The 26,374-nt window shown below is 65.5% G+C and carries 30 protein-coding genes; 11 read left to right on the forward strand and 19 right to left on the reverse strand.

Annotated features, from left to right (window positions below):
• Nucleotides 1–131 precede the first annotated feature (131 nt).
• From flhB to flgB, 6 genes are all read right to left on the reverse strand, one after another.
• Entirely contained in the window at nt 132–1,211 is a 1,080-nt protein-coding gene (gene flhB / locus DCM80_RS06470; protein ID WP_257196236.1) for a flagellar biosynthesis protein FlhB, read from the reverse strand.
• 13 nt (nt 1,212–1,224) lie between these two features.
• Nucleotides 1,225–1,995 (reverse strand): flagellar biosynthetic protein FliR, encoded by a 771-nt coding sequence (gene fliR / locus DCM80_RS06475; protein ID WP_257175496.1) that lies wholly within the window; start codon nt 1,993–1,995, stop codon nt 1,225–1,227.
• A 17-nt stretch (nt 1,996–2,012) separates the two neighbouring features.
• Nucleotides 2,013–2,276, reverse strand: coding sequence for a flagellar biosynthesis protein FliQ (fliQ, locus tag DCM80_RS06480; RefSeq protein WP_063697870.1), 264 nt, complete (start codon nt 2,274–2,276; stop codon nt 2,013–2,015).
• A gap of 177 nt (nt 2,277–2,453) precedes the next feature.
• The gene (gene fliE / locus DCM80_RS06485) at nt 2,454–2,762 is read right to left on the reverse strand and encodes a flagellar hook-basal body complex protein FliE (RefSeq protein ID WP_257196237.1); all 309 of its coding nucleotides are present in this window, start codon (nt 2,760–2,762) and stop codon (nt 2,454–2,456) included.
• 16 nt (nt 2,763–2,778) lie between these two features.
• Nucleotides 2,779–3,204, reverse strand: coding sequence for a flagellar basal body rod protein FlgC (gene flgC, locus DCM80_RS06490; RefSeq protein ID WP_028137452.1), 426 nt, complete (start codon nt 3,202–3,204; stop codon nt 2,779–2,781).
• A gap of 41 nt (nt 3,205–3,245) precedes the next feature.
• A complete protein-coding gene (gene flgB, locus DCM80_RS06495) occupies nt 3,246–3,650 on the reverse strand; it encodes a flagellar basal body rod protein FlgB (RefSeq protein WP_257196238.1) in 405 nt (134 codons plus the stop codon).
• Between the two features lie 347 nt (nt 3,651–3,997).
• Between flgB and DCM80_RS06500 the strand changes: the two genes are divergently transcribed.
• A complete protein-coding gene (locus DCM80_RS06500; RefSeq protein ID WP_257196239.1) occupies nt 3,998–4,960 on the forward strand; it encodes a flagellar biosynthetic protein FliO in 963 nt (320 codons plus the stop codon).
• Nucleotides 4,957–5,715, forward strand: coding sequence for a flagellar type III secretion system pore protein FliP (fliP, locus tag DCM80_RS06505; protein ID WP_028137455.1), 759 nt, complete (start codon nt 4,957–4,959; stop codon nt 5,713–5,715). The genes DCM80_RS06500 and fliP overlap by 4 nt, the downstream gene beginning before the upstream one ends.
• Nucleotides 5,716–5,906: 191 nt before the next feature.
• Here fliP and DCM80_RS06510 read toward each other — a convergent pair whose 3' ends face one another.
• From DCM80_RS06510 to fliL, 6 genes are all read right to left on the reverse strand, one after another.
• Complete coding sequence (locus DCM80_RS06510) at nt 5,907–6,194, reverse strand: GIY-YIG nuclease family protein (protein ID WP_257196240.1); 288 nt, start codon at nt 6,192–6,194, stop codon at nt 5,907–5,909.
• A 208-nt stretch (nt 6,195–6,402) separates the two neighbouring features.
• Entirely contained in the window at nt 6,403–10,134 is a 3,732-nt protein-coding gene (locus DCM80_RS06515) for a tetratricopeptide repeat protein (RefSeq protein WP_257197882.1), read from the reverse strand.
• A gap of 102 nt (nt 10,135–10,236) precedes the next feature.
• Nucleotides 10,237–11,001, reverse strand: a complete 765-nt coding sequence (locus DCM80_RS06520) for a MotE family protein (protein WP_257196241.1) — start codon at nt 10,999–11,001, stop codon at nt 10,237–10,239.
• A 9-nt stretch (nt 11,002–11,010) separates the two neighbouring features.
• On the reverse strand, nt 11,011–11,457 hold the full coding sequence (locus tag DCM80_RS06525; protein WP_257196242.1) for a DUF6468 domain-containing protein: 447 nt from the start codon (nt 11,455–11,457) through the stop codon (nt 11,011–11,013).
• On the reverse strand, nt 11,454–12,656 hold the full coding sequence (fliM, locus tag DCM80_RS06530; RefSeq protein ID WP_028137459.1) for a flagellar motor switch protein FliM: 1,203 nt from the start codon (nt 12,654–12,656) through the stop codon (nt 11,454–11,456). The genes DCM80_RS06525 and fliM overlap by 4 nt, the downstream gene beginning before the upstream one ends.
• 30 nt (nt 12,657–12,686) lie before the next feature.
• The gene (fliL, locus tag DCM80_RS06535; RefSeq protein ID WP_257196243.1) at nt 12,687–13,187 is read right to left on the reverse strand and encodes a flagellar basal body-associated protein FliL; all 501 of its coding nucleotides are present in this window, start codon (nt 13,185–13,187) and stop codon (nt 12,687–12,689) included.
• 377 nt (nt 13,188–13,564) lie between these two features.
• On the opposite strand from fliL, the gene flgF reads away from it, so the two are divergent.
• From flgF to flgH, 4 genes are read left to right on the forward strand one after another with little or no spacing between them, the layout of a single operon-like run.
• Entirely contained in the window at nt 13,565–14,326 is a 762-nt protein-coding gene (gene flgF / locus DCM80_RS06540) for a flagellar basal-body rod protein FlgF (protein WP_257196244.1), read from the forward strand.
• 16 nt (nt 14,327–14,342) lie between these two features.
• The gene (flgG, locus tag DCM80_RS06545) at nt 14,343–15,131 is read left to right on the forward strand and encodes a flagellar basal-body rod protein FlgG (RefSeq protein WP_091965437.1); all 789 of its coding nucleotides are present in this window, start codon (nt 14,343–14,345) and stop codon (nt 15,129–15,131) included.
• A 20-nt stretch (nt 15,132–15,151) separates the two neighbouring features.
• Nucleotides 15,152–16,285 carry a flagellar basal body P-ring formation chaperone FlgA gene (gene flgA / locus DCM80_RS06550; RefSeq protein ID WP_257196245.1) on the forward strand — a complete coding sequence of 378 codons (1,134 nt, stop codon included), beginning with the start codon at nt 15,152–15,154 and terminating at the stop codon, nt 16,283–16,285.
• 9 nt (nt 16,286–16,294) lie between these two features.
• Nucleotides 16,295–17,059: a flagellar basal body L-ring protein FlgH gene (flgH, locus tag DCM80_RS06555; RefSeq protein WP_257196246.1), complete on the forward strand. Its 765-nt coding sequence runs from the start codon at nt 16,295–16,297 to the stop codon at nt 17,057–17,059.
• 297 nt (nt 17,060–17,356) lie between these two features.
• Here flgH and DCM80_RS06560 read toward each other — a convergent pair whose 3' ends face one another.
• The 6 genes from DCM80_RS06560 to DCM80_RS06585 form a co-directional block, all read right to left on the reverse strand.
• Nucleotides 17,357–17,683, reverse strand: coding sequence for a DNA-binding protein (locus tag DCM80_RS06560; protein WP_257197884.1), 327 nt, complete (start codon nt 17,681–17,683; stop codon nt 17,357–17,359).
• 10 nt (nt 17,684–17,693) lie between these two features.
• Nucleotides 17,694–18,011, reverse strand: a complete 318-nt coding sequence (locus DCM80_RS06565; RefSeq protein ID WP_257196247.1) for a type II toxin-antitoxin system RelE/ParE family toxin — start codon at nt 18,009–18,011, stop codon at nt 17,694–17,696.
• 837 nt (nt 18,012–18,848) lie between these two features.
• The gene (locus DCM80_RS06570; RefSeq protein ID WP_257196248.1) at nt 18,849–19,628 is read right to left on the reverse strand and encodes a 2-keto-4-pentenoate hydratase; all 780 of its coding nucleotides are present in this window, start codon (nt 19,626–19,628) and stop codon (nt 18,849–18,851) included.
• Nucleotides 19,629–20,072: 444 nt separating this feature from the next.
• The gene (locus tag DCM80_RS06575; protein ID WP_257196249.1) at nt 20,073–20,873 is read right to left on the reverse strand and encodes a phytanoyl-CoA dioxygenase family protein; all 801 of its coding nucleotides are present in this window, start codon (nt 20,871–20,873) and stop codon (nt 20,073–20,075) included.
• A 297-nt stretch (nt 20,874–21,170) separates the two neighbouring features.
• The gene (gene dksA, locus DCM80_RS06580; RefSeq protein WP_085966600.1) at nt 21,171–21,536 is read right to left on the reverse strand and encodes an RNA polymerase-binding protein DksA; all 366 of its coding nucleotides are present in this window, start codon (nt 21,534–21,536) and stop codon (nt 21,171–21,173) included.
• A 215-nt stretch (nt 21,537–21,751) separates the two neighbouring features.
• Nucleotides 21,752–22,363: an NAD(P)-dependent oxidoreductase gene (locus DCM80_RS06585; RefSeq protein WP_257196251.1), complete on the reverse strand. Its 612-nt coding sequence runs from the start codon at nt 22,361–22,363 to the stop codon at nt 21,752–21,754.
• Nucleotides 22,364–22,542: 179 nt separating this feature from the next.
• Here DCM80_RS06585 and DCM80_RS06590 point away from each other — a divergent pair, with 179 nt between their 5' ends.
• Nucleotides 22,543–22,914, forward strand: a complete 372-nt coding sequence (locus tag DCM80_RS06590) for a helix-turn-helix domain-containing protein (protein ID WP_126260763.1) — start codon at nt 22,543–22,545, stop codon at nt 22,912–22,914.
• A 15-nt stretch (nt 22,915–22,929) separates the two neighbouring features.
• Here the strand turns inward: DCM80_RS06590 and DCM80_RS06595 are convergent, their stop codons facing one another.
• The gene (locus DCM80_RS06595) at nt 22,930–23,343 is read right to left on the reverse strand and encodes a flagellar assembly protein FliX (RefSeq protein ID WP_257196252.1); all 414 of its coding nucleotides are present in this window, start codon (nt 23,341–23,343) and stop codon (nt 22,930–22,932) included.
• Nucleotides 23,344–23,628: 285 nt separating this feature from the next.
• Between DCM80_RS06595 and DCM80_RS06600 the strand changes: the two genes are divergently transcribed.
• The 4 genes from DCM80_RS06600 to DCM80_RS06615 all read left to right on the forward strand — a co-directional run bounded on the left by DCM80_RS06600 (nt 23,629) and on the right by DCM80_RS06615 (nt 26,148).
• Nucleotides 23,629–24,753 carry a flagellar basal body P-ring protein FlgI gene (locus DCM80_RS06600; RefSeq protein ID WP_257196253.1) on the forward strand — a complete coding sequence of 375 codons (1,125 nt, stop codon included), beginning with the start codon at nt 23,629–23,631 and terminating at the stop codon, nt 24,751–24,753.
• Complete coding sequence (flgJ, locus tag DCM80_RS06605) at nt 24,753–25,121, forward strand: flagellar assembly peptidoglycan hydrolase FlgJ (protein WP_028137474.1); 369 nt, start codon at nt 24,753–24,755, stop codon at nt 25,119–25,121. The genes DCM80_RS06600 and flgJ overlap by 1 nt, the downstream gene beginning before the upstream one ends.
• Nucleotides 25,122–25,132: 11 nt before the next feature.
• The gene (locus DCM80_RS06610) at nt 25,133–25,630 is read left to right on the forward strand and encodes a hypothetical protein (RefSeq protein WP_257196255.1); all 498 of its coding nucleotides are present in this window, start codon (nt 25,133–25,135) and stop codon (nt 25,628–25,630) included.
• 158 nt (nt 25,631–25,788) lie between these two features.
• Nucleotides 25,789–26,148 (forward strand): hypothetical protein, encoded by a 360-nt coding sequence (locus DCM80_RS06615; protein ID WP_028137476.1) that lies wholly within the window; start codon nt 25,789–25,791, stop codon nt 26,146–26,148.
• The last annotated feature ends 226 nt before the right edge of the window (nt 26,149–26,374 follow it).

Here is a 26,374-nt window from a genome sequence, read left to right on the forward strand (position 1 = left end):
CAGAGAATCAACGCGCCACGGGGCGCGTGGGGTCCTCCCTGCCTGAATCGGACCCTGAGGTGCAAGGGCAGCAGGGGCGAAAGGTACGCTGATTCCCAGATTACGGCCATTTCCGGTATTTTTCGGGTGCTTTATCCCCGCCCCGCGCCAAATCCGCGCTTCAGCCGCATAACGTAGCCGATCACCTCGGCGACCGCGTGGTAGTGCTCGGTCGGGATTTCCTGGTCGATCTCGACGGTGGCATAGAGCGCGCGGGCCAGCGGCACGTTCTCCACGATCGGGATGTCGTGCTCGCGTGCGATCTCCCGGATCTTGAAAGCGAGGTTGTCGACGCCCTTGGCGACGCAGACCGGAGCCGTCATGCCGCGCTCGTAGGACAGCGCCACCGAATAGTGGGTCGGGTTGGTGATGATCACCGAGGCCTTGGGAACCGCCGCCATCATGCGTTTCTTGGCGCGCTGCTGCCGCAATTGCCGGATCTTGCCCTTGATGTGCGGATCGCCTTCGGACTGCTTGAACTCCTCCTTGATCTCCTGGAGCGACATCTTCTGCCGCTGGAACCAGCTGCGATACTGGAAGAAATAATCGGCGATGGCGACGATCGCGAGCGCGGCGACCACCGCGCCGAGCAGTTGGACGGTCATGCTGGTGCTGGCGCCAAGCATGGCGGCCGGATCGAGCCTGACCATCGCCTCCATGCGATGCCGCTCCGGCCACAGGATCATGGTCATGACCACGGCCAGGGCAACGAGCTTGCCGATGCCCTTGAGAAAATTGGCGGCCGCCTGCTTGCCGAAGATGCGCTTGAAGCCGGCGCCGGGCGAAATCTTGTTGAACTTGGGCTTGAGGGACTCGGCCGACCACACCAGACGGTGCTGGAGCATGTTGCCGGCGATGGCCGCCAGCACCAGCATCAACAGGGGCACGCCGACCGCGGCGAGCACGGCGAGCTCGATCTGCTGCATCAGGGCGAGCAGGGCCTTGCCGTCGGTCTTGATCATCCAGGAGTTGGCGAGCAGGTTGCGCATCGGCGTCAGCAGCCCGCTGCCGACCGAGCCCGAGAAGGTTGCGACCACGAGCGTGCCGCCCGCCATCATGAACCAGGTGTTGATCTCCTGGCTCTTGGCGACGTCGCCGCGTTCGAGCGCATCGTCGAGGCGCTTTTGCGTCGGGTCTTCTGTTTGACTTTCGGGATCGTTGTCTTCCGCCATCGTTCGACCCCCGTCACTTGAGCGGCATCATCTGGTGCATGACACCGATGAAATAATCGAGAAACGTGCCCATCATCGCGGTCAGCACCACGGCGAGCACCAGGAAGCCCGCGAAGATCGACAGCGGCACGCCGACAAAATAGACCTGCATCTGCGGCATCAGCCGCGCCAGCACACCGAGCCCGATGTTGAAGACGAGGCCGAACACCAGGAACGGTCCCGAGAGCTGCAAGCCCAGGAGGAACGCGGCCGCAAAGGCCCGCGTCGCCAGCGAGGCGACATCGCCGCTCGACACGGTCTCGCCCGGCGAGAAGATCGTATAGCTGTCGTTCAGCGCGGCGATCACCAGATGATGGCTGTCGGTGGCAAACAGCAGCGTCACGCCGAGGATGGTCAGGAAGTTGCCGACCAGCACACCCTGCTGTCCCTGCGTCGGATCGACCGAGGTGACGAAACCGAGCCCCATCTGCTGCGCGATCACGGATCCTGCGACCTGGAGCGCCGACAGCGTCACGCGCGCAGTCGCGCCCAGCACGATGCCGATCGCGATCTCATGCAGCATCAGCACCAGCAGCGGCGCCAGCGAGCCCATGTCGACCTGGTAGGCGTTGCGATGCAGCGGCAGGATGATCAGCGTGAGCAGCAGCGCGATCGACAGCTTGATCCGCGTCGGGATATTGGTCTCGCCCAGCCCCGGCAGCAGCATCACCATCGCGCCGACCCGGGCGAAGGCGAGCATGAAGGACGCGGCCAGCTCCGGCAGCAGCGAGACGTCGATGCGCATAATCGCTGCATCTTGCCTCAGCCGCCGATGATTCGCGACGAGATCCGCAGCATGTGGGCATGAAGCGCGTCGGCCATGAACGGCAACGCCAGCAGCATCGTGGCAAAGATGGCGAGGATCTTCGGCACGTAGATCAGCGTCTGTTCCTGGATCTGCGTCAGCGCCTGGAACAGCGACACGACGACGCCGACCACCAGACCGACCACCATCAGCGGGGAGGACACGATCACGATCGTCCAGATGGCATCGCGCGCGACGTCGAGGGTCTCGGGGCCGGTCATTCGCAGAATTCCTTGTCCACTTTCATCCCCAACCACCCCGGCGAGGACCACCCGGCCCCTCCCCGTCATTGCGAGGAGCCCTTGCGACGAAGCAATCCAGACTGCCGCCTCGGAAAGATCCTGGATTGCTTCGCTGCGCTCGCAATGACGCCCGGAGCGGGCGCCAGCGCCGAACCATCAGATCGGCATTTTCATGATGTCTTCATAGGCCGCGATCACGCGGTCGCGGACCGACACCAGCGTGGACACCGCGACGTCGGTGTCGGCGACCGCGGTCACGACGTCCATCACGTTGGCCTTGCCGGAGGCCATCGCGATCGTCTGCGCGTCCGCCTTGCGGCCGGATTCCATGACGCTGCCGACGGCGTCCTTCAGCATCGAGGCAAAGGATTGCCCGCTTGCCTCGGTGCCCTTGCCGGCACCGCCGGTCTCCAGCACCCGGGCAAGGCTCGCGTAAGCATTGGCTGCGATTGTCGGTGATGCCATGGCTCAATTATCCTGTTCAGCTCTTGAGGATGTCGATCGTGCGCTGGATCATCCGGCGCGTCGCACTGATGATGTTGAGATTGGCCTCGTAGGACCGCTGCGCATCGCGCATGTCGGTCATCTCGACCACCGAGTTCACATTGGGATATTTGACGTTGCCGCTGGCATCCGCGACCGGATTGTTCGGCTCGTATTTGACGCGGAAGTTCGACTGGTCGGGCTTGATCCTGCCGAGGGTGACGACCTGCGCGTCCAGCGTGCGGTCGAGCGCGGAGGAGAAGGTCGGAACCTTGCGCCGGTAGGGGTCGCCGCCCGGGGTCTGCGCGGTCGAATCCGCGTTCGCGATGTTTTCCGAGATCACCCGCATGCGGCCGGCTTGCGCCCGCAGACCGGAGGTCGCGATCGCCATCGAGCGGGCGAAGTCGCTGCTGTCATTGGCCATGATGCGCCTCCTCTAGCTGTTCTGTTCCGAAGATCATGCGGCTAGGCCTTGCCGATCGCGGTCTTGAGCAGACGCAGGCTCTTCGAATAGAGCGAGGTCGCCGCCGCGTAGTCCATCTGGTTGGTGGCGGCCTTCATCATCTCCTCTTCGAGATTGACGGCGTTGCCGGCAGGCCGGGTTTCGAAGCCCGCGTTCTTGTTCTGGTCGAATACGGAAGCCGCGCCTGACGGCGTCATGTGCGAGCCGCTGGTGCGGGTCAGCGCCAGGGGGCCCATCGACCCCGTGACCGCCCCGCTCTTGTCGAGCTTCGGCTCGACCAGGTCGCGCGGCCGGAATTTGGGTGTGTCGGAATTGGAGACGTTCTCGGACAGGACGCGCTGGCGTTCCTGGTGCCACTGCATCTTGGTGCGAAGCGCCGACAGTTCCGGGATGTCGTTGATGGCCATCGTCGCGGCTCCTTCGTGTTACGCACCTCGAGGTCCGTAGCTAGGCAGAATTTGCCGCGTGTATGGTTAACAGCTGGTTAAGAAATCCCCGGCGCATGTCCCCGAGCGGGACAGGATTTCCGCGCCCCGTGATTCTACGCCTCCGAAATCAACATTAACCCAACCGTTTGGCGGCCGTGCACAGGCCAAGAAGTCGTTTTGGATCGAGCGATTCATGGGTTATTAAGAGTTGGGGACGGCAAAACTTGCCGTGGGACGTTAAGAAATCGCAGTTTGGGGCATCGTAGGCCGGTGGTTGGCGTATCCGACCATGGGCACGAGAGAAGCGCCATTTGTCGGGGACTAGTATGCAAGGCAGCCCTATCACCTTCATCGTCGCGTTCATCGTCGTTCTGGCGTTGATCGGCGTCGCTGCCTGGCTGGTTCGCCGATTCGCCACCAGCCGGCTCGGCGCCAACACCCAGCGCGGCAGGATGCCCCGCCTTGCCGTGATCGATGCCGCCGCGGTCGACGGCCGGCGCCGCCTGGTGCTGGTCCGGCGCGACAATGTCGAGCACCTCCTGATGATCGGCGGCCCCACCGACATCGTGGTCGAGCCCAACATCGTTCGCGCCGCGCATGGCCGCGATCAGCTCCCCCAGCGTCCCAACGCCGCCGAGCCGCCGCGCCTTGCGCCGATGCCGGACGCCGGCGGATGGGCTGACGAGGCGCCGCGGCCCGAGATGCTCGATCATCCCGAGCCGCAGATGCCCGAGCCGCCGCCGCGGCCTTCGCGCCCGTCCTTCGCCGACGAGGTGCGCCGGCCCGCCCCCGCTCTGGCCGAACGCCGCAGCGATCCCCTGGCGGGCTTCACGGCCGATACGATCGCGCCGCGCCCCGAGCGCGAGCCGCGGCCGGAGCCACTGCCGCCGCGCGTTCCGCGCAGCGAGCCGCCGCTGATGCCGAGGCCGCCGCGCCAGAGCGAGCCGATGAAGATGCCGCCCGTGCGGGCCGAGCGCGCCGCTTCCCCGCCGCCTCCGCCGCCGGCTCCGCCCGTTGCACCGCCGGCGCCCGCCGCCGGCCCGTCGAGCGCCGAGCAGAACCTCGCGGAAATGGCGCAGCGGCTGGAGGCAGCGCTTCGCCGCCCCGCCGGCGAAACGGTCGCCCCGCCCGTCGCGCCGGAGCCGCCGGTCGCTCCCCCGCGCGCGGCTCGCAGCGAGCCGGCAGCGCCACCGGCCCCGCCGCAAAAGCCGGCCGCGGAAAAGACCAGCTTTGAAAATCTCGAAGACGAGATGGCCTCGCTGCTCGGCCGTCCGAAGCCGTCTTCGTGAGGCTGCCGTCCCTCCCGCGTAGAGTTCTTTTCCTTTCTGTCCTGTTGGTCGCGGCCTCGCTCGCAGGCCTTGCGCATGCGCAGGACATCAGCATCAACCTCGGCGGCGGCGCTGGCGGTGGCGGCGTCACCGAGCGCGCGATCCAGCTCATCGCGCTGCTCACGGTGCTGTCGATCGCACCGTCAATCCTGATCATGATGACGTCGTTCACGCGCATCGTGGTCGTGCTGTCGCTGCTGCGCACCGCGCTGGGCACGGCGACCGCGCCGCCGAACTCTGTGATCATCGCGCTGGCCATGTTCCTCACCTTCTTCGTGATGGGCCCGGTCCTGCAGAAATCCTACGACGACGGCATCCGGCCGCTCGTCGCCAACCAGATCGGCGTCGAGGACGCGCTGCAGCGCGCCTCCGTCCCGCTGCGCGGCTTCATGCAGAAGAACGTGCGCGAGAAGGACCTCAGGCTGTTTCTGGATCTGTCGGGCGAGCCGGCACCGGCCACCCCCGACGACCTCGCACTGCGCATCCTCGTCCCCGCCTTCATGATCTCCGAGCTGAAGCGCGCCTTCGAGATCGGCTTCCTGTTGTTCCTGCCCTTCCTGATCATCGACCTCGTCGTCGCCTCGGTGCTGATGTCGATGGGCATGATGATGCTGCCGCCGGCTACGATCTCGTTGCCGTTCAAGCTGATCTTCTTCGTGCTGGTCGACGGCTGGTCGCTGGTGGCGGGCAGCCTGGTGCAGAGTTACGGCGGGTGACGGCGGGCGCACCGCTGGCGCATCCTCTCCGCTTCCCGCAATAGCCACCGCGCCCTCCCCGTCATTGCGAGGAGCCCTTGCGACGAAGCAATCCAGACTGCCGCCGCGGAAAGATTCTGGATTGCTTCGCTCCGCTCGCAATGACGGAGAGTGAGGCGGCAGCTTGCCCCACCCCCCAGCCGCATGCGCCGCTAGATCAGCGTGTCGTACAAATCCTTCCAGTCCGGATTGACGCTCTCGATCAGCGCCAGCTTGTTGGCCCGGCTGCCGCCCTTGATCTGTTTCTCGCGCGTGATGGCGTCGATCATGGTGTCGTGCAGCTCGTACCAGACCAGGAGCTTGCAGCCGTATTTGGCTGAGAAGCCCTTCACCAAGCCTTCACGATGCTCGAACGCACGACGCGGTGGATTGGAGGTGACGCCGGTGTAGATCGTCCCGTTGCGGCGATTGGCGAACATGTAGACGCATGGCTGCTTCATGGTCGTGCTCGGCTGAGGGGTGCTATTACGATAGCACAACCGCACAACAAGTGCGAGCAGCGAGGAAGGTCCTTGCGAGAAATTGCCGCCCCATCGGCGTCATTGCGAGGAGCTCTTGCGACGAAGCAATCCAGGACTGCCTCCGCAGAAAGATTCCTGGATTGCTTCGCTGCGCTCGCAATGACGGAGGATCGCGCGACTGATTGGCCTACCGCGTCATCTTGATCTGCCGCACGACGGGGATCGTCGGCAGCGAGCCGGTGTGGTCGGCTTCTTCCTTGGCCTGCGGTGCGCGGGCGGAGGCGTCGGGGAAGCGCTGCTTCATCTCGCGCAGGAAGCCGTCGAGCGTGTCGACGCTGGCGGCGAGCTTGGCGATCTCGGCGAATTCGGCGCTGGAGGCCGCGGCCGGCTTGCTGGCGATGTCGAAGGCGAGACGGTCGGCGCTCTCGCTCATCAGCGGCGCGTATTTCTCGCGGAAGCGCGACAGGCCGATGGAATCGTCGGCGAGCGCATAGCCGACGGCGGCGCGGATGATGTCGCTCTTCTCCACCGTGTTGAGCGGCTTGAAGTCGCGGAAGCGCTCGCCGTAATAGAGCTCGATCTGCTCGGCGGCCTCGCGCCAGCGCCGTGCCGCCCAGAAGATGTCGGAGCGCAGGCGGAGCACTTCGCGCCCGGCGACGTTGGAGACGATGTCGAGCGCGAGATCGTGACGGCCGACGTCGCTCTGCGCGCGCGCTTCCAGCAGCAGGCGCTGCTGCCTGAGCTCGCCGGAGAGATCGCTGATGCGGCTGGCGCGCAGTGCGGTGATCGCCATGTCGGGCTTGCGGTTGGCGAGATAGATCATGGCAAGGCGCGCGGCGACCTGGGCACGCGCGGCGCCTTCGAGGCGATGATCGACCTGGTATTGCAGGAGCTCGGCGGCCTGGTCGAGCAGGTCGATCGAGGCGAGACGGTCGGCGAGCCGGCGGATCAGCTCGTCGCCGCGGCGGCCGATCGGCGTCAGCTCGCGAAACTCGTAGAACATGCCGAGCGCTTCGACCGGCGGCAGGTCGTCACCTTTCGGTCCGAGGAAGATCTGCGTGAACAGCTCAGAGGCGAGGTCCTGCGCCTGACGGGAGGCCTCCGCGTTCGGCTGCAGCCTCGTCGCGGTGCGCGCCGCGGTGAGCGCGTCGCGGTAGCGACCGCTCTCGGCATACATCTGCGACAGCATCTGCAGCGTCTTGACCTCGATCGAGTCGCCGCGCCAGGTCATGGACAGGGTCTCGAGCTCGCGCAGCGCGTCGTCCTTGCCGATCTCGTCGCGCCTCTGCCGCAGCGCGATCTCGAGCTGCTTGGCCTCCGCCGCCGCCGGCCGGTCGGCCGAGGCGGCTGCGAACCTGTAGTCGTCGAGCGCGTCCTTGTCGTGGCCGAGCGCCTCCGCGAGCCGGCCGCGCAGCACGGCGAAGCCGGGCCCCGCCTCGGGCGAGACGCCGACCACTTCGAGCTCGCTGCGGCGCTTGGAAGCTCCGGCATAGTCCTTCACCTCGAGCGAGGCGCGCATCGCATCCATCGTCACGATGCGCTGGATGTCGAGCGGCAGCGAGGCGATGGCGAATTCGACGTTCTTGAACTTCTCGCGCGCGTCCGCCCATTTGCCCTGACGCGCAAAGGCGAGCGCCTTCCAGAGCTGGGAATCATGGCTGTTGCCGATCACGGGATTGGCGAGGTCCTTCAGGCCCTGCGCCGGGCGGCCGATCAGGATGCTGGCGATCGCATGGATGATCAGCGCGCCGCTCTCCTCCTTGTTGAGGGGATCGCTCAGCATGACGTCGGTGACGGCCTTGGCCTCGTAATACATCGCGCGCGACATGTAGAACTGCGCGAGGTCGAGCCGCGGCAGCGAGCGCAGCGCCGGCTCGACCGCCGAGATCGCCGTCATCAGCTCGTTCTGGCGCGCCATGAAGTTTTCCGACTGGCCCTTGCGCCAGGCTTCGGGGCTGAAGACCGGGCGCACCGCGGTCGGCGCCCGCTCGGCCGAGATGTCGACCGGCGACAACGTCAATCCGCCCTTCTTGCCGAGGATCACCTTGTCGGCGCCGACCTCGACCCCGACCTCGTCGGAGTTCGGCCGGATCGCGATGCCGTGCGCGGATTCCAGCAGCGAGAGATCGACCAGGTCCTGCCGCTTGATGAAGCCGCGCACCGGCCGCTGCCCGGTGACGACATAGAGCGTGTCGCCGGCATCGGGGTCGGTGAGCTTGTGCAATTGGCCCGGGTTGGCGAAGGGGATCGCGATGTTGGCAAGCGCGGGGTCGGTGATGTTGCGCGACATCATCAGCGGCAGCGGCGTCGACTGGATCTTGTCGGCCAGCGTCAGGAGCCAGTTGGTTTCCTTGCCGACCTCCTCGCTCGCCAGCGAGTAGACCAGTGGGCGGGTGAGACGGATGCGCACCGCCTGTCCCTTGTCGAGGGGAATGCGACCGACCTCGCCGATCATCGCGCCGCCCTTGGTGCGGATCGCCTCGACGTCGATCGGCTTCGGCGTATCGAACACCAGCCAGACGGTATCGCCGCGGCGGAACGCGGCCGCGGCCGTTGCGATCTGAATCGGGAACGTCACGCGCAAGCCGTCGCTGTCGCGACGCGCATCGACGCCGGCGACGGTGGGCTGCGGCGCGGGCTTGACAATTTCCTTGGCAGTTTCCTTGGCCGTTTCTTTGGCGGCTTCCTTGACCGGCTCCTTCGCGACCCCTTCGGCCGGCGCGGGCTTGGCCGGCACAATCGCAGCTTCGGCAGCGGGGAGCGCCGGCTTTGCAACCTCCTTCGCGACCTCCTTGGCCGCCTCCGGAACGCGCGCCGCCTCGGTCGCGGGAGCCGGCACCGGTTTCGGCGCCTCGGCTGCCGGCATCGCCGCCGGCGCTTCCGGCTTCAGCTCGGGCTTGACGTCGATCTTGGCTTCGCGCGCGATCGTCTCGGAGGTCGGCGGCACGATCTCGCGTTGGGCATCCTTCGGCTTCTCGGCCGCGGGTCTGTCGGGCGACGGCCGAGGTCCGGAACCTCCGGGCTTCATCTGCGTGAGCGCCGCCTCGGGCGTCGCGGCAATCTTGCCCTTGTCGGGCTGGAAAGACACGTCGACGATGTAGTTCTTCTCGTCGCGGAACGAATGCACGTCGGAATCGCCGATCAGCGCGATCTCGACATTGGTCTGGTCGATGTCGGCCTTCTGCTTGATCGAGGCAACGTTTGGCGGCGCCGCGACCACCGCGTCGGCCAGATCGAAATTGAGGTTGGCATTGAAAGCCAGCGTGAGCTTCTGCTCGTTGAGCACGGAGGAGACGCCGACACCGTCGGGCATCTCGAACACGAAGCGCACGAAGGTCGGCTGCACCGAGGCACGCACGCGGATCGGCGGACGCTTCCTGGTCTCGGCCGCGACGCGCTGGGCGCGCAGCGCGCGCTCGGCGATGCGCGCACGCTCGGCGAGCTCCTTGACGACGTCCATCGGCAGGCTCGGCGGCGGCCCCTTCCAGCCCTCGGGCAGGAGGTCGATGAAGGTGCGCTCGCCGGCGTTCATGGTGTTGACCGTGACGCGCCGCGCCAGCGACAGGCGGATGGCGCTGCCGTCGGGATCGCGGCGCGCGGAATTGATGTAATCGGGGGCGCCTTCCGGCACGCGGTCGACGGGAACGTCGACCGGCCGGTCGAAGCGGATGATGAGAATGGAGCCCGCGGTCGCCACCTCGGAGGGAACGTCCTCGCCGAGCTTGATGACGAGGCGGGCAAAGCCGCCGCCGGCCGAAAAAGTCGCCTCGCCCCTGACGGGATCGGCCGCACGGCCAGGTGCACCGAAACCGATCAGCAGGCAGACCGCCAGCATGCCCGCCGCGCGGACATGACGCGACAGCCCCGGCGCGAAAGCGCGGGCTCGCGACACAAATCCAGCGGCAGCCTCTCGCGCCATTAGCGGCATTTCTTCCGTTTCGACGGTCAACGCCGGTCCTGATCCCGGCCCCAGCCTCGACTCTAAGGTTTTGCCAATTAAGGACTTCTTAAGTATGCGGCCTCAATTCGGCTTTTGCGTCGGCTTGCCGTCGATCTTGGGCAGCTCCGCGGCCGAGGCCGATTGGTCGCCGCCGCCATTGGCGCGCCGCGCCATCTCGACCGTCAGCTTCTCGGCGGCCTCCGACGACATCAGTCCGAGGATGTCCGACATCTTCCGCGGCGCGATGGCCCAGGCGATCTCGATCAGCACGCCCATCTCCAGCCGGTCGAACACCCGTGCGGCGTCCTTCGGCTTCATGCCCTCGTACATGGTGACGAGGCCCTTCATGCGCTGGGCTTCGGCGGCCTTCTGCTCGGCCTGCGTCGCGGAGATGCGGGTTTCCACCGCCTTCATCTCCTCGACCTTGCCTTCGATGCGCTTCTCGGCCGATTTGAGCAGGCTTTCGCGGATGTCGATCTCGCGCTGGCGGGCCTCGATCTCCTGCCGGCGCGCCTGCAGCCGCTCGAGGATCGCGCGCTCGGAGGCCGAGACCTGCGGCTGGGTCTCGTCGATCTTGACCGGGGTGCCGCCCTCCATCTTGGTCTCGGGCGCGGCCGGCTTCGGTGGTTCCTTCGGCGCGCCATGGGTCGATCCCGTGATATCGGGATCGTCGCGGCCGGTCGGAAAATTCAGGTTCTCTTCCGCCCAGGACTTCTTGCCCTGGTTCGGCTTGTAGTCGAACACGTAGCCGCCGTTGATCGCGAGGCCCGCCACCTTCAGCGTGGCGAGGCCCGCGACGGCGATCAGGACGACCGGGATGACGCGAATGTTACGAAAGGATTTCATGCCCTGACTTCATGCGGCAAGACCGTTGGAGCGTCGGCGCTCGGAGAAGGCTTCGGCCGCCGCCGCCACCGCCTTCGCGGTCGAGGGCTTGGGCGCTGGCGCAGCGACCGCTTCCGGATTGGTGACGGGGCGCGCGGCGATCGCGATCTTGGACAGGCGCCGGACCACGTTGTCGGCTTCGCCGAGCTGCTTGTAGAGCTGGTCCGACATCTGCGCCGCCGCGGCGAGCTGGCTGCCGAGATTCTCGTTGACGTCGCGCACGGCGAGCTTCAGTCCGCCGATCGCGCGCTCGGCGATCTCGGTCGCGGTGATCAGCTCGCCGATCACCGCCTTCAGCGAATGCTCGTCCGCCTTCAGCCGCGTCAGCCGCTTGTTGAGCATGACGCAGTAGACGATCGTCAGCATCAGCAGGATAGCCACCAGCGTCTCGATCGCCATTCCCAGGGAGTGGTTCATGGGGCCTCCATCATCTTGTTCTGCTCGTCCACCTTCTCGAACATCGCAAGTGTCGTGCTTGGCTTGCGCAAGGGTTTGGTCACGCGGATCGCGACGCGGTCGCCGACCCGGCCCATCCGCCCCTCGGTCAGCGTGACGTCGCCGCAGCGGACGGTGACGTTGGCGTCGGCGCGCATGTCCAGCGGCAACGTGTCGCCGACCTTGAGCCGCATCAGCTGCTTGAGCGGGATGTCGGCCTCGTAGAGCACGGCATCGACAGCGATCTCGGCCTGCACGATCTCGGTGGCGAAATGGCCTTCCCAGACCGGGTCGCGGCCGAATTTTTCGCCCATGAACATCTGGAGCAGGACGCCCCGGATCGGCTCGATGGTCGCATAGGGCAGCAGCAGCTCGATGTTGCCGCCGCGGTCTTCCATGTCGATGCGCAGGCGCACCAGGATCGCGGCATTGGCCGGACGGCTGATCGCGGCGAAACGCGGATTGGTCTCGAGCCGGTCGATCGTGAAGGTCACCGGCGACAGCGGCCGGAACGCCTGCTCGGCGTCGGTCAGCACCACCTCGACCAGCCGCTTGACCAGCTCGGTCTCGATCGTGGTGTAGGGCCGGCCCTCGATGCGGAGCTGGCTGGTGCCGCGGCGCCCGCCCAGCAGCACGTCGATCATCGAATAGATCAGGTTGGAATCGACCGTCGCCATGCCGAAGTTTTCCCACTCCTCGGCCTTGAACACGGTGAGGACGGCGGGCAGCGGGATCGAGTTCATGTAGTCGCCGAAGCGCACCGAGGTGATGCGGTCGAGCGAGACTTCGACGTTGTCGGAGGTGAAGTTGCGCAGGGACGTGGTCATCAACCGCACCAGGCGGTCGAAGACGATTTCGAGCATCGGCAGACGCTCGTAGGAGACCATCGCCGAATCGATGATGGCGCGAATGCCGGAATGGTCGTCGAGCGTGACGTCGCCGACGGTGAAGCCGAGGAGATTGTCGATCTCCTCCTGCGACAGCACCCGCTCGCCGGAGTTCTTGCCGCTGCCGAGATCGCGGCTGCCGTCCTCGACCATGGCGGCCCATTGCAGGGCCATGGTCTCCGACAGCTCGTTTTCGGCGGCAGCCTTCGCGGCTTCCGCGGGATCCTCGGAATCGAGCGACGCCTCCCATTGGGCGGCAATCGCATCCTGGTCCATTTGCTCGTTGCCGGCCATGGCGCTAGTCCGTTGCCTCCCGCAGCGCCATCACTGCACCACGACTTCCTTGAACAGCACCGCGCTGACCTGGATCGGGGCGACCGCGGCGTTGACGCGCTTGGTCAGCTCCTCCTTGAGGCGGAAGATGCCGGCGGACCCGTTGAGGTCGGAGGGGCGCAGCTCGCGCACGTAGGTCTGGAAGATGTCGGTGACGCGCGGCATCGTCGGCTTGATCGCCTCGATCTGCTTCTCTTCCTTCAGTTCCAGCACGATCTTCAGCCGCAGATATTGCACGCGCTCGCCGGGCGAACCGGCGAGGTTGACCATCAGGTCGGGGACGTCGACGAAGGCCGGCGGCTTCGGCGGCGGCGCGGCCTCAGCATGGTGCTCGGCATCGCCGTGACGGAAGAAGAAGAACCAGGTCGCAGCACCGCCGCCGAGGATGGCGAGCACGCCGACGGCCATGATGATGAGCTTCAGCTTGTTCTTCGGCGGAGCGCCTTCGGTGCCCTCAGCGGCTACGCCGCCTTCCGCTTCGTTCTCTGCCATGGTCGCCGCGCCCGGATCTCTCAAAGGGGTCGAAAGAGCGAAGGCTCAAGACAGTGACGCGATACAAATGCCCCGGCGCGATGCGCTCCTTTTCATGGCAAACGCTACGGTAATAATGGTTAACGGAATCTTTCGATCGGGCTCGCGCTAGGAAAAATCTGCCGGGCAGACATGGCTAACAGAACCTTTCTGCCGCCCTCCCGCGCCCCAAAAAAATCGGCAAGACATTGAAATCGCAAATTTTTCCAGGTTGGCACGGCTTTCGCTGAGAAAGGGCCGAGACCCACCGGTTTGGGAGAACCTGAAGGTCTCGTTCACGGGGTCGGCCAAGGCGCTTGGGAGAGCGAGATGGCGGATCCACTCAGGGGAGATTTCCGATGCAGAACGCGCTTCTGATCGGGTTGTCACGGCAGATGACGTTGGAACGGCAGATGGATGTCATCGCCAACAACGTCGCCAATGCCAACACCAACGGCTTCAAGGCCGACCATTCGCTGTTCGAGGAGTACCTCAACTCGAACGCGCGTGAGGACAATTTCATCGGCGCCGACCGCCGCGTCTCCTACGTGCAGGACCGCGGCACCTTCCGCGACGTCGGCCCGGGGCCGATGGAAATGACCAAGAACCCGCTCGACCTGGCGATCACCGGCGACGCCTATTTCGCGGTGCAGGTCAATGGTGGCGAGCGCTACACACGCGACGGCAAGTTCTCGCTCAACTCGACCGGCCAGCTCGTCACCTCCGACGGCAACCTCGTGCTCGGCACCGGCGGCCCGATCACCTTCCAGCCGACCGACCACGACATCAACATCGCGCCCGACGGCACCATCACGGTGCTCGAGGGCACCGCCAGGAACGACTCGATCCGCGGCAAGATCAAGATGGTGTCGTTCGACGATCCGGCCAAGCTGACCAAGCTCGGCGCCAATCTCTACGACACCGGCCGAGCGACCCTGCAGCCGGCCACCAAGTCCACCGTGGAGCAGGGCTATGTCGAGAAGTCGAACGTGAATTCAGTCATCGAGATGACCCGCATGGTCGAGGTCATGCGCAGCTACTCCGCCGTCGCCAACCTGCTCCAGCAGCAGAGCGACCTCCACAAATCGGCGATCGAAAAGCTCGCCGACGTTCCGGCCTGATTGAGGGAGAACTGAGATGCAGGCACTTCACACCGCAGCGACCGGAATGGCGGCACAGGAACTCAACGTTCAGGTGATCTCCAACAACATCGCCAACCTGCGCACCACCGGCTTCAAGAAGCAGACCGCGGCGTTCCAGGACCTGATCTATGAGCACGTGCGCCGCGTCGGAGCGCAGGCCTCGGACCAGGGCACCATCCTGCCCGTCGGCGTCGACATCGGCGGCGGCGTCAAGACCGTCGGCACGCCGCGCAGCATGACCCAGGGCACGCTGTCACAGACCGGCAACGATCTCGACCTCGCCATGTCGGGCGAAGGCTTCTTCAAGATCCTGATGCCCGACGGCACCTACCAGTACACCCGCGATGGCACCTTCCAGATGGACAATCAGGGCCGCGTCGTCACCGCGCAGGGCAACCCGGTGCAGCCGACCATCACGATCCCGAACAACGCTTCCGGCATCAGCGTGAGCGAGCAGGGCCAGGTCTCGGTGACGCTGCCGGGCTCCTCGACCTCCTCGATCGTCGGCCAGATCGGCGTGACCCGCTTCATCAACAAGGCCGGCCTGCAGCCGGTCGGCAGCAACCAGTTCACCGAGACCCCCTCGTCCGGCCCGCCGCAGGACGGCACCGCGAATTCCGAAGGCTACGGCAAGATCACGCAAGGCAGCCTCGAGCAGGCCAATGTCGACGTGGTCTCCGAGATGAGCGACCTGATCGCCGCCCAGCGCGCCTACGAGATGAACGCCAAGGTGATCAGCGCCGCCGACCAGATGATGCAATCGACCACGGCGCTGTTCCGCTGAGGCCAACTGAAGCAATGACGATGATCCGCACCACTCTCGCCACCATCTCCGCCCTGCTCGCGCTGGCCCTGCCGGCCGCGGCCGCGGACGACTTCATCGCCGCACCGGCGCTGCGCGCGAGCGTCAGCGTGACCTCGGACGTGGTGCGGGTCGGCGATCTCATCGACAATGCCGGATCGGCCGCGACGATCCCGGTCTACCGCTCGCCCGATCTCGGCACCACCGGCACGCTGACGGTCGGCCAGGTGCTGTCGGTGCTCCGCGCCAAGCAGGTGATCGGCGTGATGACCGGCGACATCAAGGAAGTCCACGTCACCCGCCTCGCCCGCACGCTGGCGGGCAAGGAAATCGAAAGCGCGGTCGCCTCGGCGCTCGAGCGCCGCTTCGGCCTCGGCGATGCCGCCAACATCACCATCACCTTCGACCGCGCCGTCACCGAGATGCGGTTGGACGCCGCCTACAGCGGCGCGCTGCAGCCGGTCGCAACCCGCTACGATGCCCGCAGCGGCCGCTTCGACGTCGCCTTCGAGATCGCCAACGACAGCAATCCGATCCCGACCAAGCTGCGCTTCGCCGGTACCGCGATCGAGACGGTCGAAGTGGCCGTGCTGACGCGCGACATCGACCGTGCCGACGTGCTGAAGTCCTCCGACATCGCGCTGGAGCGCAGGCCGAAGGCCGAGGTTACCGGCGAGCCGGCTTCGCGCGAGCGCAGCGTCGGCATGCAGCTGCGTCGGGCGATGCGGGCAGGCATGCCGCTTCGCGCCGCCGACATCGTCAAGCCCGACTTCGTGATGCGCGACCAGAGCGTCACCATCATCTTTCAGGCGCCCGGCCTCTATCTCACCACGCGCGGCAAGGCGATCGAGAGCGGCGCCGAGGGCGACACCGTCAGCGTGCTCAATCTGCATTCCAAGCGCACGCTGACCGGGGTCGTCACCGGCCGCGGCCAGGTCACGATCCAGGGCGCGAGCCAGTCCGCGCCGATGGCGCCGGCGGTCGACCAGACCTCCTCGCTCCGACGCGACGAGACGCCGGCCCCCGTCGACACCGCAGCTCTCCTCCGGAACCTGGTGCAGGCCCCCGCCTCGCCGGCCCAGATCGCAGAAGCCCAAACCCCGCAAGCTCGCGTCTCGCAAGCTCAAGCCAAGTAAGAGTTCGTCATGTCCGCTTCCAGTTCGGCTTTCCGCCTTCGTCGCATCGCGATCTCTGCCCTGCTGCTCGCCTCCTGCGCGCTGGGCGGCTGCTCCTCGATCGACCGCCTGTCGCAGATCGGCGAGCAACCGAAGCTGTCGGCGATCGAGAATCCGACGGCACAGCCCGGTTACAAGCCGGTGCAGATGCCGATGCCGAAGCCGGAAGTCGCCTCCTACAATCCGAACTCGCTGTGGCGCAACGGCAGCCGCGCCTTCTTCAAGGACCAGCGCGCCCGCCAGGTCGGCGACCTCCTGACCGTGACCGTGAACATCACGGACAAGGCCAACATCGAGAACGACACCTCGCGCAGCCGCACCAACAAGGAAGATTCGGGGATCACCGACTTCATCGGCGCGAAGACGCTCGGCACGCAGGCGCAGAAGGTCCTGCCGGGCCGCATCCTGACCGCCGACTCGACCTCATCGAGCGAGGGCAAGGGCAGCGTCGACCGCAAGGAAGCCCTGCAGACCAACGTCGCCGCCGTCGTCACCCAGGTGCTGCCGAACGGCAACCTGGTCGTCGAAGGCAAGCAGGAGATCCGCGTCAACTTCGAAATTCGCGAGCTGATCGTGGCCGGCATCGTGCGCCCCGAGGACATCCAGAGCGACAACACCATCGATTCCACCAAGATTGCCCAGGCCCGCATCGCCTATGGCGGCCGCGGCCAGATCATGGACGTGCAGCAGCCGCGCTACGGCCAGCAGGTCATGGACGTGCTGTTGCCCTTCTAGCCTCTTCAAGAGCTCCCACATCGTGTTCGCGAACTTAAGGCGCGAACGACGATGTACGACGCGGCCCTCGCTAGCTCCCCTGGCGAGGGCCGCATGTATTCTGGCGGATGGCGCATTTGGCCGCGAGCGAGATGGTGCATCGGACGACGCTCCATCCACGTCATTGCGGGGAGCTCAGCGACAAAACTACGGAAGCAATTTTGCGCAGACGCGACGAAGCAATCCAGGCTGCCTCCATGGAAAGATTCTGGATTGCTTCGCTACGCTCGCAATGACGGCGGAGAGAGCGCCCACCCCTCACGCCGCATTCGCGACCGCACGGATCTCCAGATGCACGCCGGTCTCCTTCTGAAGCGCGTGGATCACCGCCATCAGGTTCTCAGCCGTCGGATTGCCGCGCGGCCCGAACATCCGCATCAGGCTCTTCGGCGGACGGTCCAGCACCTCGCTGAGCCGCTCGAAACCGATGGTGGCATTGATGTAGGTCCGCAGCGCGGTGCGGCCGTAATCGACATCCCCCTGCAGCAGGCCCTGCATCGCCTCCAGAAACAGTGCTTCGCGAAAGGCGGGATCGCGCTCCGCCATCGCGCGGACCGTGTCACGAAAACTCTGGGTCAACGGCATCATCTTCTCCCTACCGAACTCTTGACTTGTACTCACGCCAGCGGCGCAGCGCCGCATCGATGTCGTTTTGCTGTCTCTGCTTGGTGCCGCCGCCCAACAGAATGACGAGCAAATTGCCATGCCACCCGAAATAAACTCGGTAGCCCGGTCCACGGTTGATCTTCAATTCGGCAGCGCCCTCTCCGATGGACTTGACGTTCGACTTGTTGCCATCGGCCAGCCGCTCGATCGCCACTGCGATCATCGCGCGCGCCTGCGGATCAAGTCGTTCGAGCCAATCGCGGAAAGGACTCCGATCGTTGACGACGTATTCTTCGACTTTCAACATCTGGTACCACAAACGTTACCAATTTTCAATTTCAGAAATATTCGGATTTTGAAAGTACTGTTGACAGTCCCCGGTCGCCTCATTATGTTCTTGTTCTGTTCCATTCCACAAGAGGGCGTATCGCGATCGTCACGGAACGCGGGATGGAATGCGGTGGCCGCGACGGCGTCGGCGCGCGATGGTGGTTGCAGGGCGGGAAACCGTGAGCAGCGACAGGCGCGATACGACACGGCGCTGACAGCGTCTTCGCATGGACTTCACGGTGAGCGCACGCCAGCCGTGGAGAACCCAGCGAAGGCGTGCGCGGACGGAGAAGTCGTGTGGTCCCGACGCCCGGGGTCTGTGCGTCAAGTCATGCGGTGATGCGGCGGCCAACCGGTGGGCGCATCGATCATCCGCACGGCGACGGGGGCCATAGTGCAACGCTCCCCGAGGAGAGCACGAAGGACACCGTGAAAACCATCGCGCAGGGAAGGCCGGGCGACCGGCGTACCTGTCGTCCACCCCGTGCGCGTTCTTTAGCACACGCGGGACTTCGGGTGCCAGCCGGCGCCCGGCCTTCCCTGCGCCTCTTGATCTTCAGGAGGGCAAGACGATTGCAGAGCTCGGGCGGAAGCTGCCGCGAGGATGTGAAGGTGTGTCCATGAGTGCGGTGAAAGAAACGATATTCGTGTTTGCCGGACCTGTCGCGTGTCCCGGACAAGCCGCAGCGCGTCAGCGATGCGCTGCAGAGCCGGGACCCAGGACTACACGACACACGGTGGCGTGGGCCCCGGCTCTGCAGCGCACCGCTGAAGAAGCGCTGCGCTGCGTCCGGGGCACGAGACCGCGTCGTCCTCACGTAAACTCCGCCTCCACCGCGCCCAGCCCGTCCAGTTCCATCCGCACCTTGTCGCCGGCCTTGAGCCACAGCGTCTTGACCAGGCTGCCCGTCAGCACGAGTTGCCCCGCGTGAAGACCCTTGCCTTCGGCGGCGAGATGGTTGGCGAGCCAGGCGAGCGCATTGTGGGGGTGACCGAGCACGTCGGCGCCGGTGCCGTGGCTGACCTCCTCGCCGTTGACGATGGCGCGGCCCTTGACCGCTTTCAGATCCGGCACGGTCGAGCGGGGCGCCGACGGCCCCAGCACGCAGCCGGCCGCAAAGAAATCGTCCGCAATCAGCGTCGGGGCGCCCATGGTCTCCCACTTCACGTAGCGGTCGTCGACGATCTCGATGGCGGGATGATAGGCCTCGACCGCCTCGCCGACCCATTCGGCCGTGAACGGCGCCTCGCCGGCGGCGAGATTCCGCTTCAGCCGCACCGCGATCTCGCATTCGACGCCGACCCGGACATAGTCGGAGGCGGCCAGCCTGGCGCCGCTGTCATGCACACCCTTCTGGAACACGCCGCCGCCGCAGGGATGCGGGATGCCGATATAGTCCTGCATCACCTGGCTGGTGCAGCCGATCTTGTAGCCGACCTGCGGCCCGACATGCGCCAGCAGCAGATCGTGCAGCGCGCGCTGGACCTGATAGCCCTCGGCCTCATCCCTGGGCGGACGCTCCAGCGCCGCAAGCGGCGCATGATTGCGGCGCGCCAGCGCGATCGCCTTGGCGGCTTCGAGAATCCTGTCCATCGGCGCCGCCTCCCACGCTACGCATTCAAGGGCGGCACTTCAGCATTCCCGCCCGGGCATGACAAGCGCAGGTCGGCGCTCGTCCGGGCGATGACGGGACGCTCGCCCCGCTTAAGGAAATATTGAGTTGGTCGGGTCTTTATGGAGCCAAGCGCCCGCCCTACGCGCGGCAGAGACCCTGATTGCAGCGATGCGTGAAGCCGCTGCGCCGCCGTCTCAAGATGCCGGTCGATCTTCTTGATGCGACTCGCAAAACGTCCCGCACATGACGTGAAGGCTTTTTCTCATGCGAATTCACGTGAGCACGGAGGATTCGACTCTAGCCCCTTGATCGCGATTCATTTTTCGCGATCTCTGAAATATCCCTGGCAATCGATCCACACGACCATCGCGTCGTGGCGCAGGGGACGCGCCACAACGCCGAGTGCAACGGCACCGTCTCCGTCAATTGCGTCCAAGTGCGATGCGGATGGCGAGCTCGACCGGCGAGTAATCGCCCTCCTTCCGCTCCAGCCGGTAGGGCTCGGCAAGATGCAGCGGCGGCTGCGCCAGGAAGCGCGGTCGCGTTCCCCGGTGCTTCTGCGCGGCATGAACCAGGAAGGGATGACAGAGATAGACCGTCCCGGCCGCCCCGGTCGCGAGCGCAACCGGACAATCGGCCCCCATCCGCTCCAGCATCATGTGCGCCCGCCCCGCATCGCCGGCCGGCGCCAGATAACGCGCCATCGGCAGATGCGAACCGACCCGGATCCGCGTCGGCGCATCGTCGTCACCGACATCGGAGAACAGGAACAGCAGCAGCAGCGCCCGGCCCCGCGAGGTCACGTTGACGCGCCAGGCCGAGAAATCCTGCGCCTCGTCCGGGTTGCAGCCCTCGCCGGGAAAGCTGAGATCGACGTGCCAGCCATCGTCGCCCGGATCGTCCGGATGGGGAAAGCGCACCGGAAAGGTGCCGATATCGCCTCGCGGCCGCCATCGTCCCTGCCCGACGATCTGGTCGAACGCGGCATGCAGCACTGCGGTGTTGATGGCATCCCGGAACGGCGGGCCGCCATAATAGGGCAGCCGCACCACGGGCCGGGTCCAGCTTGCGGGGTCGTGCTCGCTGCATGGCAGATCGCGCCACATGATGGCACGCGCCGCCTCGGCCAGGCCGGGCGGAAAGGCGTTGTCGATCCGAATGAAGCCGTCGCGAACGAATTGGTCGATCTGCGCGTCGTCGAGCGCGCGGGGATTGGCCGTCATGATGATCTCTCGATATTTCGCCCAGCCCACATCGTCCGCTCGCTGCGGAACCGGCTGGGGCGATCGGTGGGGATCCGCAAGTCGCACTTGCGGGACGCAATGCCTCCGCGGCGGAGGCGCCTGCGCTCAACCCAGGAAGAAGACCGATGCGATGTCGAGAGTGCAAATCATCATGGCGGCGCCAATCTACGCGCCGGACAGGCGACACTCAAGCGGCAGGCAAAAACGCCGGATGCGGCGCGAAACCGCGCACCATCCGCTACGAAACAAAAGAGCCGCATCTCTGCGGCTCCGCCTCTATTCGTCGCGATAGACCTTCTCGCGTTTCTCGTGGCGCTCCTGCGCTTCCACCGACAGCGTCGCGATGGGCCGGGCCTCGAGCCGCTTCAACGAGATCGGCTCGCCGGTCTCCTCGCAATAGCCGTAGGTGTTGTCCTCGATGCGCTGGAGCGCGGCGTCGATCTTGGCGATCAACTTGCGCTGGCGGTCGCGGGCACGGAGCTCGATGGCACGGTCGGTTTCGGACGATGCCCGATCGGCGAGATCGGGGTGGTTGACGTTCTCCTCCTGCAAAGCTTGCAGGGTCAGCTTGGACTCTTTGAGGATCTCATCCTTCCAGGCGAGGAGCTTCAAACGGAAGTACTCCTTCTGCCGGTCGTTCATGAAAGGCTCTTTTTCGGTCGGTCGGTAGTTTTTCAACTTTTCCAAGGGCGGCCTATCTGTCTAAGCAACGACTCGCAACGGAAACAGGGTCCGTTGAACCGGGCCTTATATAGTGGCCTCCTGTGACAGACAATATTTCCCTGAGAGTCTGGCCGGTGCCCCCAAGTCCTTGCACAGGAAGGTTTATCCTGGAGGGCTCGGGGGCGGCCGAACGCCTAGTAGCCGACTGTGAAGCGCTGCCTCGGATGGGCCGGGCGCTCGATCTCGTCGGCGAGCGCGATGGCGTAGTCGGCAAAGGTGATCCAGCTCTTGCCGTTCGCATCTGCGAGAAGCTGATCGGTCCCAAGCCGGAACTTGCCCGTGCGTTCTCCTTCGACGAACAGCGCGGACGGCGAAAGGAAGGTCCAGTTCAGCTCCTTCTCCTGCCGCAACAGGTCGAGGAAGGCCCCGCCTGCCTCGGCTTCCGCCTTGTACTGGGCCGGAAAATTGGGAGTCGTGACCAGCTTCACGCCCGGCGCGACCTCAAGGCTGCCGGCACCGCCGACCACGAGATAGCGGCCAACCTTGGCGTCCTTCGCCGCGCCGATCAGCTTGCGCGCGTCGCTAGCCAGAAAGTGCACGGAACTCACGGCAACCTCGTGGCCGGCCCACAGCTTGGCAAGGCCGGTCTGGTCGAGCACGTCCCCCTTGGTGGGCGTGACATTCGGCAGGGCTGCGATCTTCTCCGGGTTCCGGGCGATGGCGGTGACCGCGTGGCCGCGGCGGGACAATTCCTTGGTGATTTCCGACCCGGCCCGGCCCGAGGCGCCGGCGACTGCGATTTTCATGGAAGGCTCCTTTTGCTACTGTGGTAACTAATGGAGACTAGATATCTCAAAGAATGCTGGTGTTAAGAGAGCACTTTGTGCTTACCTGATTACGCGAGGGTTACCCGGAGGGCGTAACCGAGCCCCCGACCGACAACCGGACCGCAAGCGACGAACCGAACCAACTCCGAGGACCGACGATGAAACCCGACGTCTACGCGGCGAACTGCCCTACGCGCCAAATCCTCGACCGCGTCGGCGACAAATGGGCCGTGCTGATCCTCCTGCTGCTGCGCGAGCAGCCGATGCGCTTCAATCAGCTGCGGCGCACGATCGAAGGTATTTCGCAGAAGATGCTGAGCCAAGTCCTCAAATCGCTCGAACGCGACGGCCTGCTCAGACGCCATGCCATCGCGACCGTGCCCGTGACGGTCGAGTATTCGATCACGCAGCTCGGGCTGACGCTGGCCGGCGCGGTCGATCCGCTGCGCGATTGGGCCGAGCAAAATCTGAAGGACGTTCTCGCCGCCCAGCGCCGCTACGACGCGCGGCAGAACGAGGAAGCGGCGTAGTTGATGGGATGAGTGTTACGCCTGCCCGGCCTTCGCCAGCTCGACCTCGACGCGCAGCTCGATCTCGGCCAGCACCGCATCGAGACCGGCATCGCCCGAGGACGATTTCAGGTTCGCCGCGGCATCCCGCAGCCGCATCACGGTCGAAGCGTCGAGATTACCGGACAAGAGGCCCATCTTGAGGTCGTCGAGCACGTCGAGCGCGGTCCTGCCGCGCGCGACCGAGCGCTTGCGACGCTCGACCGGATCCTCCTCGACACCTTGCAGGGCCAGCAGCCCATCGATGTTGGCGGCGGCCTTCGGTGCAGTAGCGCTCCGAGACTCCTGCGCCGACGAGGTGTCCGGCAGCACGAAGGTGCCGGAGCCGGTCCGCCTGGCCTGACTCGCCGGCGTTCCAAGCGTGGTGCCATTCGGTCCGTAGATGCGCATCGGAGGGAATCCGGGTGATCGATGCCGTCACCTTCGCCGTCTTATGGTTAACGGCGCGTAAACAGCCCGGCAAAATCTGCCGACGGGCGGCAGTTTCGCTCCTCAGGGACAACGCCGGCTGACACCGGTCGAAACAGATTTATTCAACCTATTCAGCCACCTGACCTTGCTGACGCCGATTGGCACAGCCCTCGCAAGGACAGCGCCGGACCAGCTCGTCATGGGAGTGTCGTGCAGGTCTTTCCGATTTGAGGGGCCCGCTTTAGGAGCCTTGGGGAGCAGAGGATGTCAGGCGTTCGTTGGGTAGGGATCGTCGGGGTGGCCTGCGCGGCGCTGGCGGCGCTGGCGCTGTCGGTCGCGCCGGCGGCTGCGACCTCGCGCATCAAGGATCTCGCCAACATCGAAGGCGTGCGGCAGAACCAGCTGATCGGCTATGGCCTCGTCGTCGGCCTCAACGGCACCGGCGACACGCTCAACAACATCCCCTTCACCAAGCAATCGCTGCAGGCGATGCTCGAGCGGATGGGCGTCAACATTCGCGGCGCCACCATCCGCACCGGCAACGTCGCCGCCGTGATGGTGACAGGCAATCTGCCGGCCTTCGCCACCCAGGGCACGCGCATGGACGTCACGGTCTCCGCGCTCGGCGACGCCAAGAACCTGCAGGGCGGCACCCTGCTCGTCACCCCCTTGTTAGGTGCCGACGGTAATGTCTACGCGGTGGCGCAGGGCTCGCTGGCGATCTCCGGCTTCCAGGCAGAGGGTGAGGCGGCCAAGATCGTGCGCGGCGTTCCAACCGTCGGACGCATCGCCAACGGCGCCATCATTGAGCGCGAGATCGAGTTCGCGCTCAATCGCCTGCCGAACGTGCGCCTGGCACTGCGCAACGCCGATTTCACCACCGCCAAGCGTATCGCGGCCGCCGTCAACGACTATCTCGGCGTCAAGACCGCCGAGCCGATCGACCCCTCGACGGTGCAACTCTCGATCCCGCCCGAGTTCAAGGGCAACGTCGTCGCATTCCTCACCGAGATCGAGCAGCTGCAGGTCGATCCCGATCTGGCCGCCAAGATCATCATCGACGAGCGCAGCGGCATCATCGTCATGGGCCGCGACGTTCGCGTCGCCACCGTGGCGGTGGCGCAGGGCAACCTCACCGTCACCATCTCCGAAAGCCCGCAGGTGAGCCAGCCCAACCCGCTCTCGCGCGGCCGCACCGTGGTCGCACCGCGTAGCGCCGTCACCGTCACCGAGGACGGCAAGAAGCTGGCCGTCGTCAAGGACGGCGTCTCGCTCCAGCAACTCGTCGACGGCCTCAACGGGCTCGGCATCGGCCCGCGCGACATGATCAGCATCCTGCAGGCGATCAAGGCCGCCGGCGCGATCGAAGCCGACATCGAGGTGATGTGATGCAGACCAGCACGATCAACACGCCGCGCCTCGCCACCTCCTCGGCCTTTTCGGTCGAGAGCCGCAACGGGCGGCCCGATTTCGACCTCGCCAGCGCCCTGCAGAAGGTCTCGCCGAAAGAGCAGGCCAGGGCCCAGAAGACCGCCACCGATTTCGAGGCGATGTTCCTCAACAGCATGTTCTCGCAGATGACCTCGGGCCTGAAGGGCGAAGGCCCGTTCGGCGACACGCCCGGCACCGGCGTGTGGCGCTCGATGCTGACCGAGCAATATTCCAAGAACTTCGCCAAGGCCGGCGGCGTCGGCGTCGCCAGCGAAGTCTACCGCACCCTCATCATGCAGCAGGCGAAAACCATCCGCACGGCATAAGGTCAAACGAGATGAACCACTTCAACGCCTCACGTCAGCCGATGCAGGCCCAACGCCCGAACATTGCGCCGGGCAACGCCGAGGGGCGCAAGCTCGCCGAAGACCTGATGGATGCGATGAGCGCCCTGCTCGGGCTGATCGAGCGCGAGACCGAGCTCGTTCGCGCCGGCAAGGTTCGCGAGGCAATGACGCTCGAGAGCAAGAAGCAGGAGCTCTCGCGAAACTATGTCGGCGCCGTCAGTCAGTTGAAGGCGAACCAGGCGCAGCTCGCGAAATCCGCCCCGGAGCTGCTCTCGACGCTGCACCGCCATCACGACGCGTTCCGCGCCATGCTCCAGGTCAACCTCACCGTGCTCGCGACCGCCCACGCCGTTTCCGAGAGCGTCGTGCGCGGCGTCAATGCCGAGATCCAGAAGCGCAACGTGCCGAACACCTATACGGCCGCGGGCCGGCGCGCAGCTCCGGGCCCGCGCCACATCTCGCCGCTCGCGGTCAGCCGTTCGCTCTGAGCGGCACGAAAACAACCGACAATTTTACGAAAAACCGCGCGGCGATTTCGTCGCGCGGTTAGGCACGTTTCCTTACCGGGTCTTCAGTCCTGACGTTCCATAGTTGCGTTATTAGAGGGGTTGGGATTTGACTCAATCAAGGCAACCAGGAGGCTGCCATGAGTACAGATTTCAGCATCAGGCCGGTGGGGATCCCGGCCCCCGTGCAGATCGTAACGACGTCCAGCGTGGCGGCGAACGAGGCTGTGCAAACCGATCTCCCGGTGAGCCAGACGGTCGCCGCGGCAGATGCGCGCGCCCCCGTGCGCAACGATCTGCCGAACCACGAGAACATCTCGCGCCAGGTCGTGTTCGACCAGGCGGCCGCGTCCTTCGTCTTCCAGGTCGTCAACGACAAGACCGACGCGGTGGTCAACCAGTTCCCCGACGAAGCGATGCTGCGGCGGCGGGCCTACTTCCATGCGCTGGACATGAAGTCCGAGCCTGCGCGTCCGCTCAGCACGGACGTCAGCGCCTGACCATCGCGTGACGAGATCGCGGAATCGGTGACGATGTTCTGCTTCGCGTCTGACCGGCACCGGTCAGCGCGACATTGGTATTGCCGAAGCAGGACTGTGGATCTTGTTCGTCACCTGCCCTGATGGCGATGTGTCGCCGCGGCATGGCGCGACGAGCCAGAGACAGGCGACAAGACGTTCGATCTGGATGAGGACGCAAGAATGCTCGTGATGTCGACCATCACGA

Origin of the sequence: Bradyrhizobium sp. WBOS08 (assembly GCF_024585125.1) — a bacterium.
Lineage (GTDB): Bacteria > Pseudomonadota > Alphaproteobacteria > Rhizobiales > Xanthobacteraceae > Bradyrhizobium > Bradyrhizobium japonicum_B.

Bases quoted from the DNA above. Each gene is read 5' to 3' on its own strand.
- fliM (WP_028137459.1), bottom strand. From the start codon at position 12,656: ATGGCCGGCAACGAGCAAATGGACCAGGATGCGATTGCCGCCCAATGG.
- DCM80_RS06615 (WP_028137476.1), top strand. From the start codon at position 25,789: ATGAGTACAGATTTCAGCATCAGGCCGGTGGGGATCCCGGCCCCCGTG.
- flgJ (WP_028137474.1), top strand. From the start codon at position 24,753: ATGCAGACCAGCACGATCAACACGCCGCGCCTCGCCACCTCCTCGGCC.
- flgA (WP_257196245.1), top strand. From the start codon at position 15,152: ATGATCCGCACCACTCTCGCCACCATCTCCGCCCTGCTCGCGCTGGCC.
- DCM80_RS06510 (WP_257196240.1), bottom strand. From the start codon at position 6,194: ATGAAGCAGCCATGCGTCTACATGTTCGCCAATCGCCGCAACGGGACG.
- DCM80_RS06515 (WP_257197882.1), bottom strand. From the start codon at position 10,134: ATGGCGCGAGAGGCTGCCGCTGGATTTGTGTCGCGAGCCCGCGCTTTC.
- DCM80_RS06585 (WP_257196251.1), bottom strand. From the start codon at position 22,363: ATGAAAATCGCAGTCGCCGGCGCCTCGGGCCGGGCCGGGTCGGAAATC.
- flgH (WP_257196246.1), top strand. From the start codon at position 16,295: ATGTCCGCTTCCAGTTCGGCTTTCCGCCTTCGTCGCATCGCGATCTCT.
- DCM80_RS06520 (WP_257196241.1), bottom strand. From the start codon at position 11,001: ATGAAATCCTTTCGTAACATTCGCGTCATCCCGGTCGTCCTGATCGCC.
- DCM80_RS06570 (WP_257196248.1), bottom strand. From the start codon at position 19,628: ATGGACAGGATTCTCGAAGCCGCCAAGGCGATCGCGCTGGCGCGCCGC.
- fliQ (WP_063697870.1), bottom strand. From the start codon at position 2,276: ATGACCGGCCCCGAGACCCTCGACGTCGCGCGCGATGCCATCTGGACG.
- flgF (WP_257196244.1), top strand. From the start codon at position 13,565: ATGCAGAACGCGCTTCTGATCGGGTTGTCACGGCAGATGACGTTGGAA.
- DCM80_RS06575 (WP_257196249.1), bottom strand. From the start codon at position 20,873: ATGACGGCCAATCCCCGCGCGCTCGACGACGCGCAGATCGACCAATTC.
- DCM80_RS06565 (WP_257196247.1), bottom strand. From the start codon at position 18,011: ATGTTGAAAGTCGAAGAATACGTCGTCAACGATCGGAGTCCTTTCCGC.
- DCM80_RS06600 (WP_257196253.1), top strand. From the start codon at position 23,629: ATGTCAGGCGTTCGTTGGGTAGGGATCGTCGGGGTGGCCTGCGCGGCG.
- flgC (WP_028137452.1), bottom strand. From the start codon at position 3,204: ATGGCCAATGACAGCAGCGACTTCGCCCGCTCGATGGCGATCGCGACC.
- flhB (WP_257196236.1), bottom strand. From the start codon at position 1,211: ATGGCGGAAGACAACGATCCCGAAAGTCAAACAGAAGACCCGACGCAA.
- DCM80_RS06595 (WP_257196252.1), bottom strand. From the start codon at position 23,343: ATGCGCATCTACGGACCGAATGGCACCACGCTTGGAACGCCGGCGAGT.
- DCM80_RS06590 (WP_126260763.1), top strand. From the start codon at position 22,543: ATGAAACCCGACGTCTACGCGGCGAACTGCCCTACGCGCCAAATCCTC.
- fliE (WP_257196237.1), bottom strand. From the start codon at position 2,762: ATGGCATCACCGACAATCGCAGCCAATGCTTACGCGAGCCTTGCCCGG.
- flgG (WP_091965437.1), top strand. From the start codon at position 14,343: ATGCAGGCACTTCACACCGCAGCGACCGGAATGGCGGCACAGGAACTC.
- dksA (WP_085966600.1), bottom strand. From the start codon at position 21,536: ATGAACGACCGGCAGAAGGAGTACTTCCGTTTGAAGCTCCTCGCCTGG.
- DCM80_RS06610 (WP_257196255.1), top strand. From the start codon at position 25,133: ATGAACCACTTCAACGCCTCACGTCAGCCGATGCAGGCCCAACGCCCG.
- flgB (WP_257196238.1), bottom strand. From the start codon at position 3,650: ATGGCCATCAACGACATCCCGGAACTGTCGGCGCTTCGCACCAAGATG.
- fliL (WP_257196243.1), bottom strand. From the start codon at position 13,187: ATGGCAGAGAACGAAGCGGAAGGCGGCGTAGCCGCTGAGGGCACCGAA.
- DCM80_RS06525 (WP_257196242.1), bottom strand. From the start codon at position 11,457: ATGAACCACTCCCTGGGAATGGCGATCGAGACGCTGGTGGCTATCCTG.
- DCM80_RS06500 (WP_257196239.1), top strand. From the start codon at position 3,998: ATGCAAGGCAGCCCTATCACCTTCATCGTCGCGTTCATCGTCGTTCTG.
- fliR (WP_257175496.1), bottom strand. From the start codon at position 1,995: ATGCGCATCGACGTCTCGCTGCTGCCGGAGCTGGCCGCGTCCTTCATG.
- DCM80_RS06560 (WP_257197884.1), bottom strand. From the start codon at position 17,683: ATGCCGTTGACCCAGAGTTTTCGTGACACGGTCCGCGCGATGGCGGAG.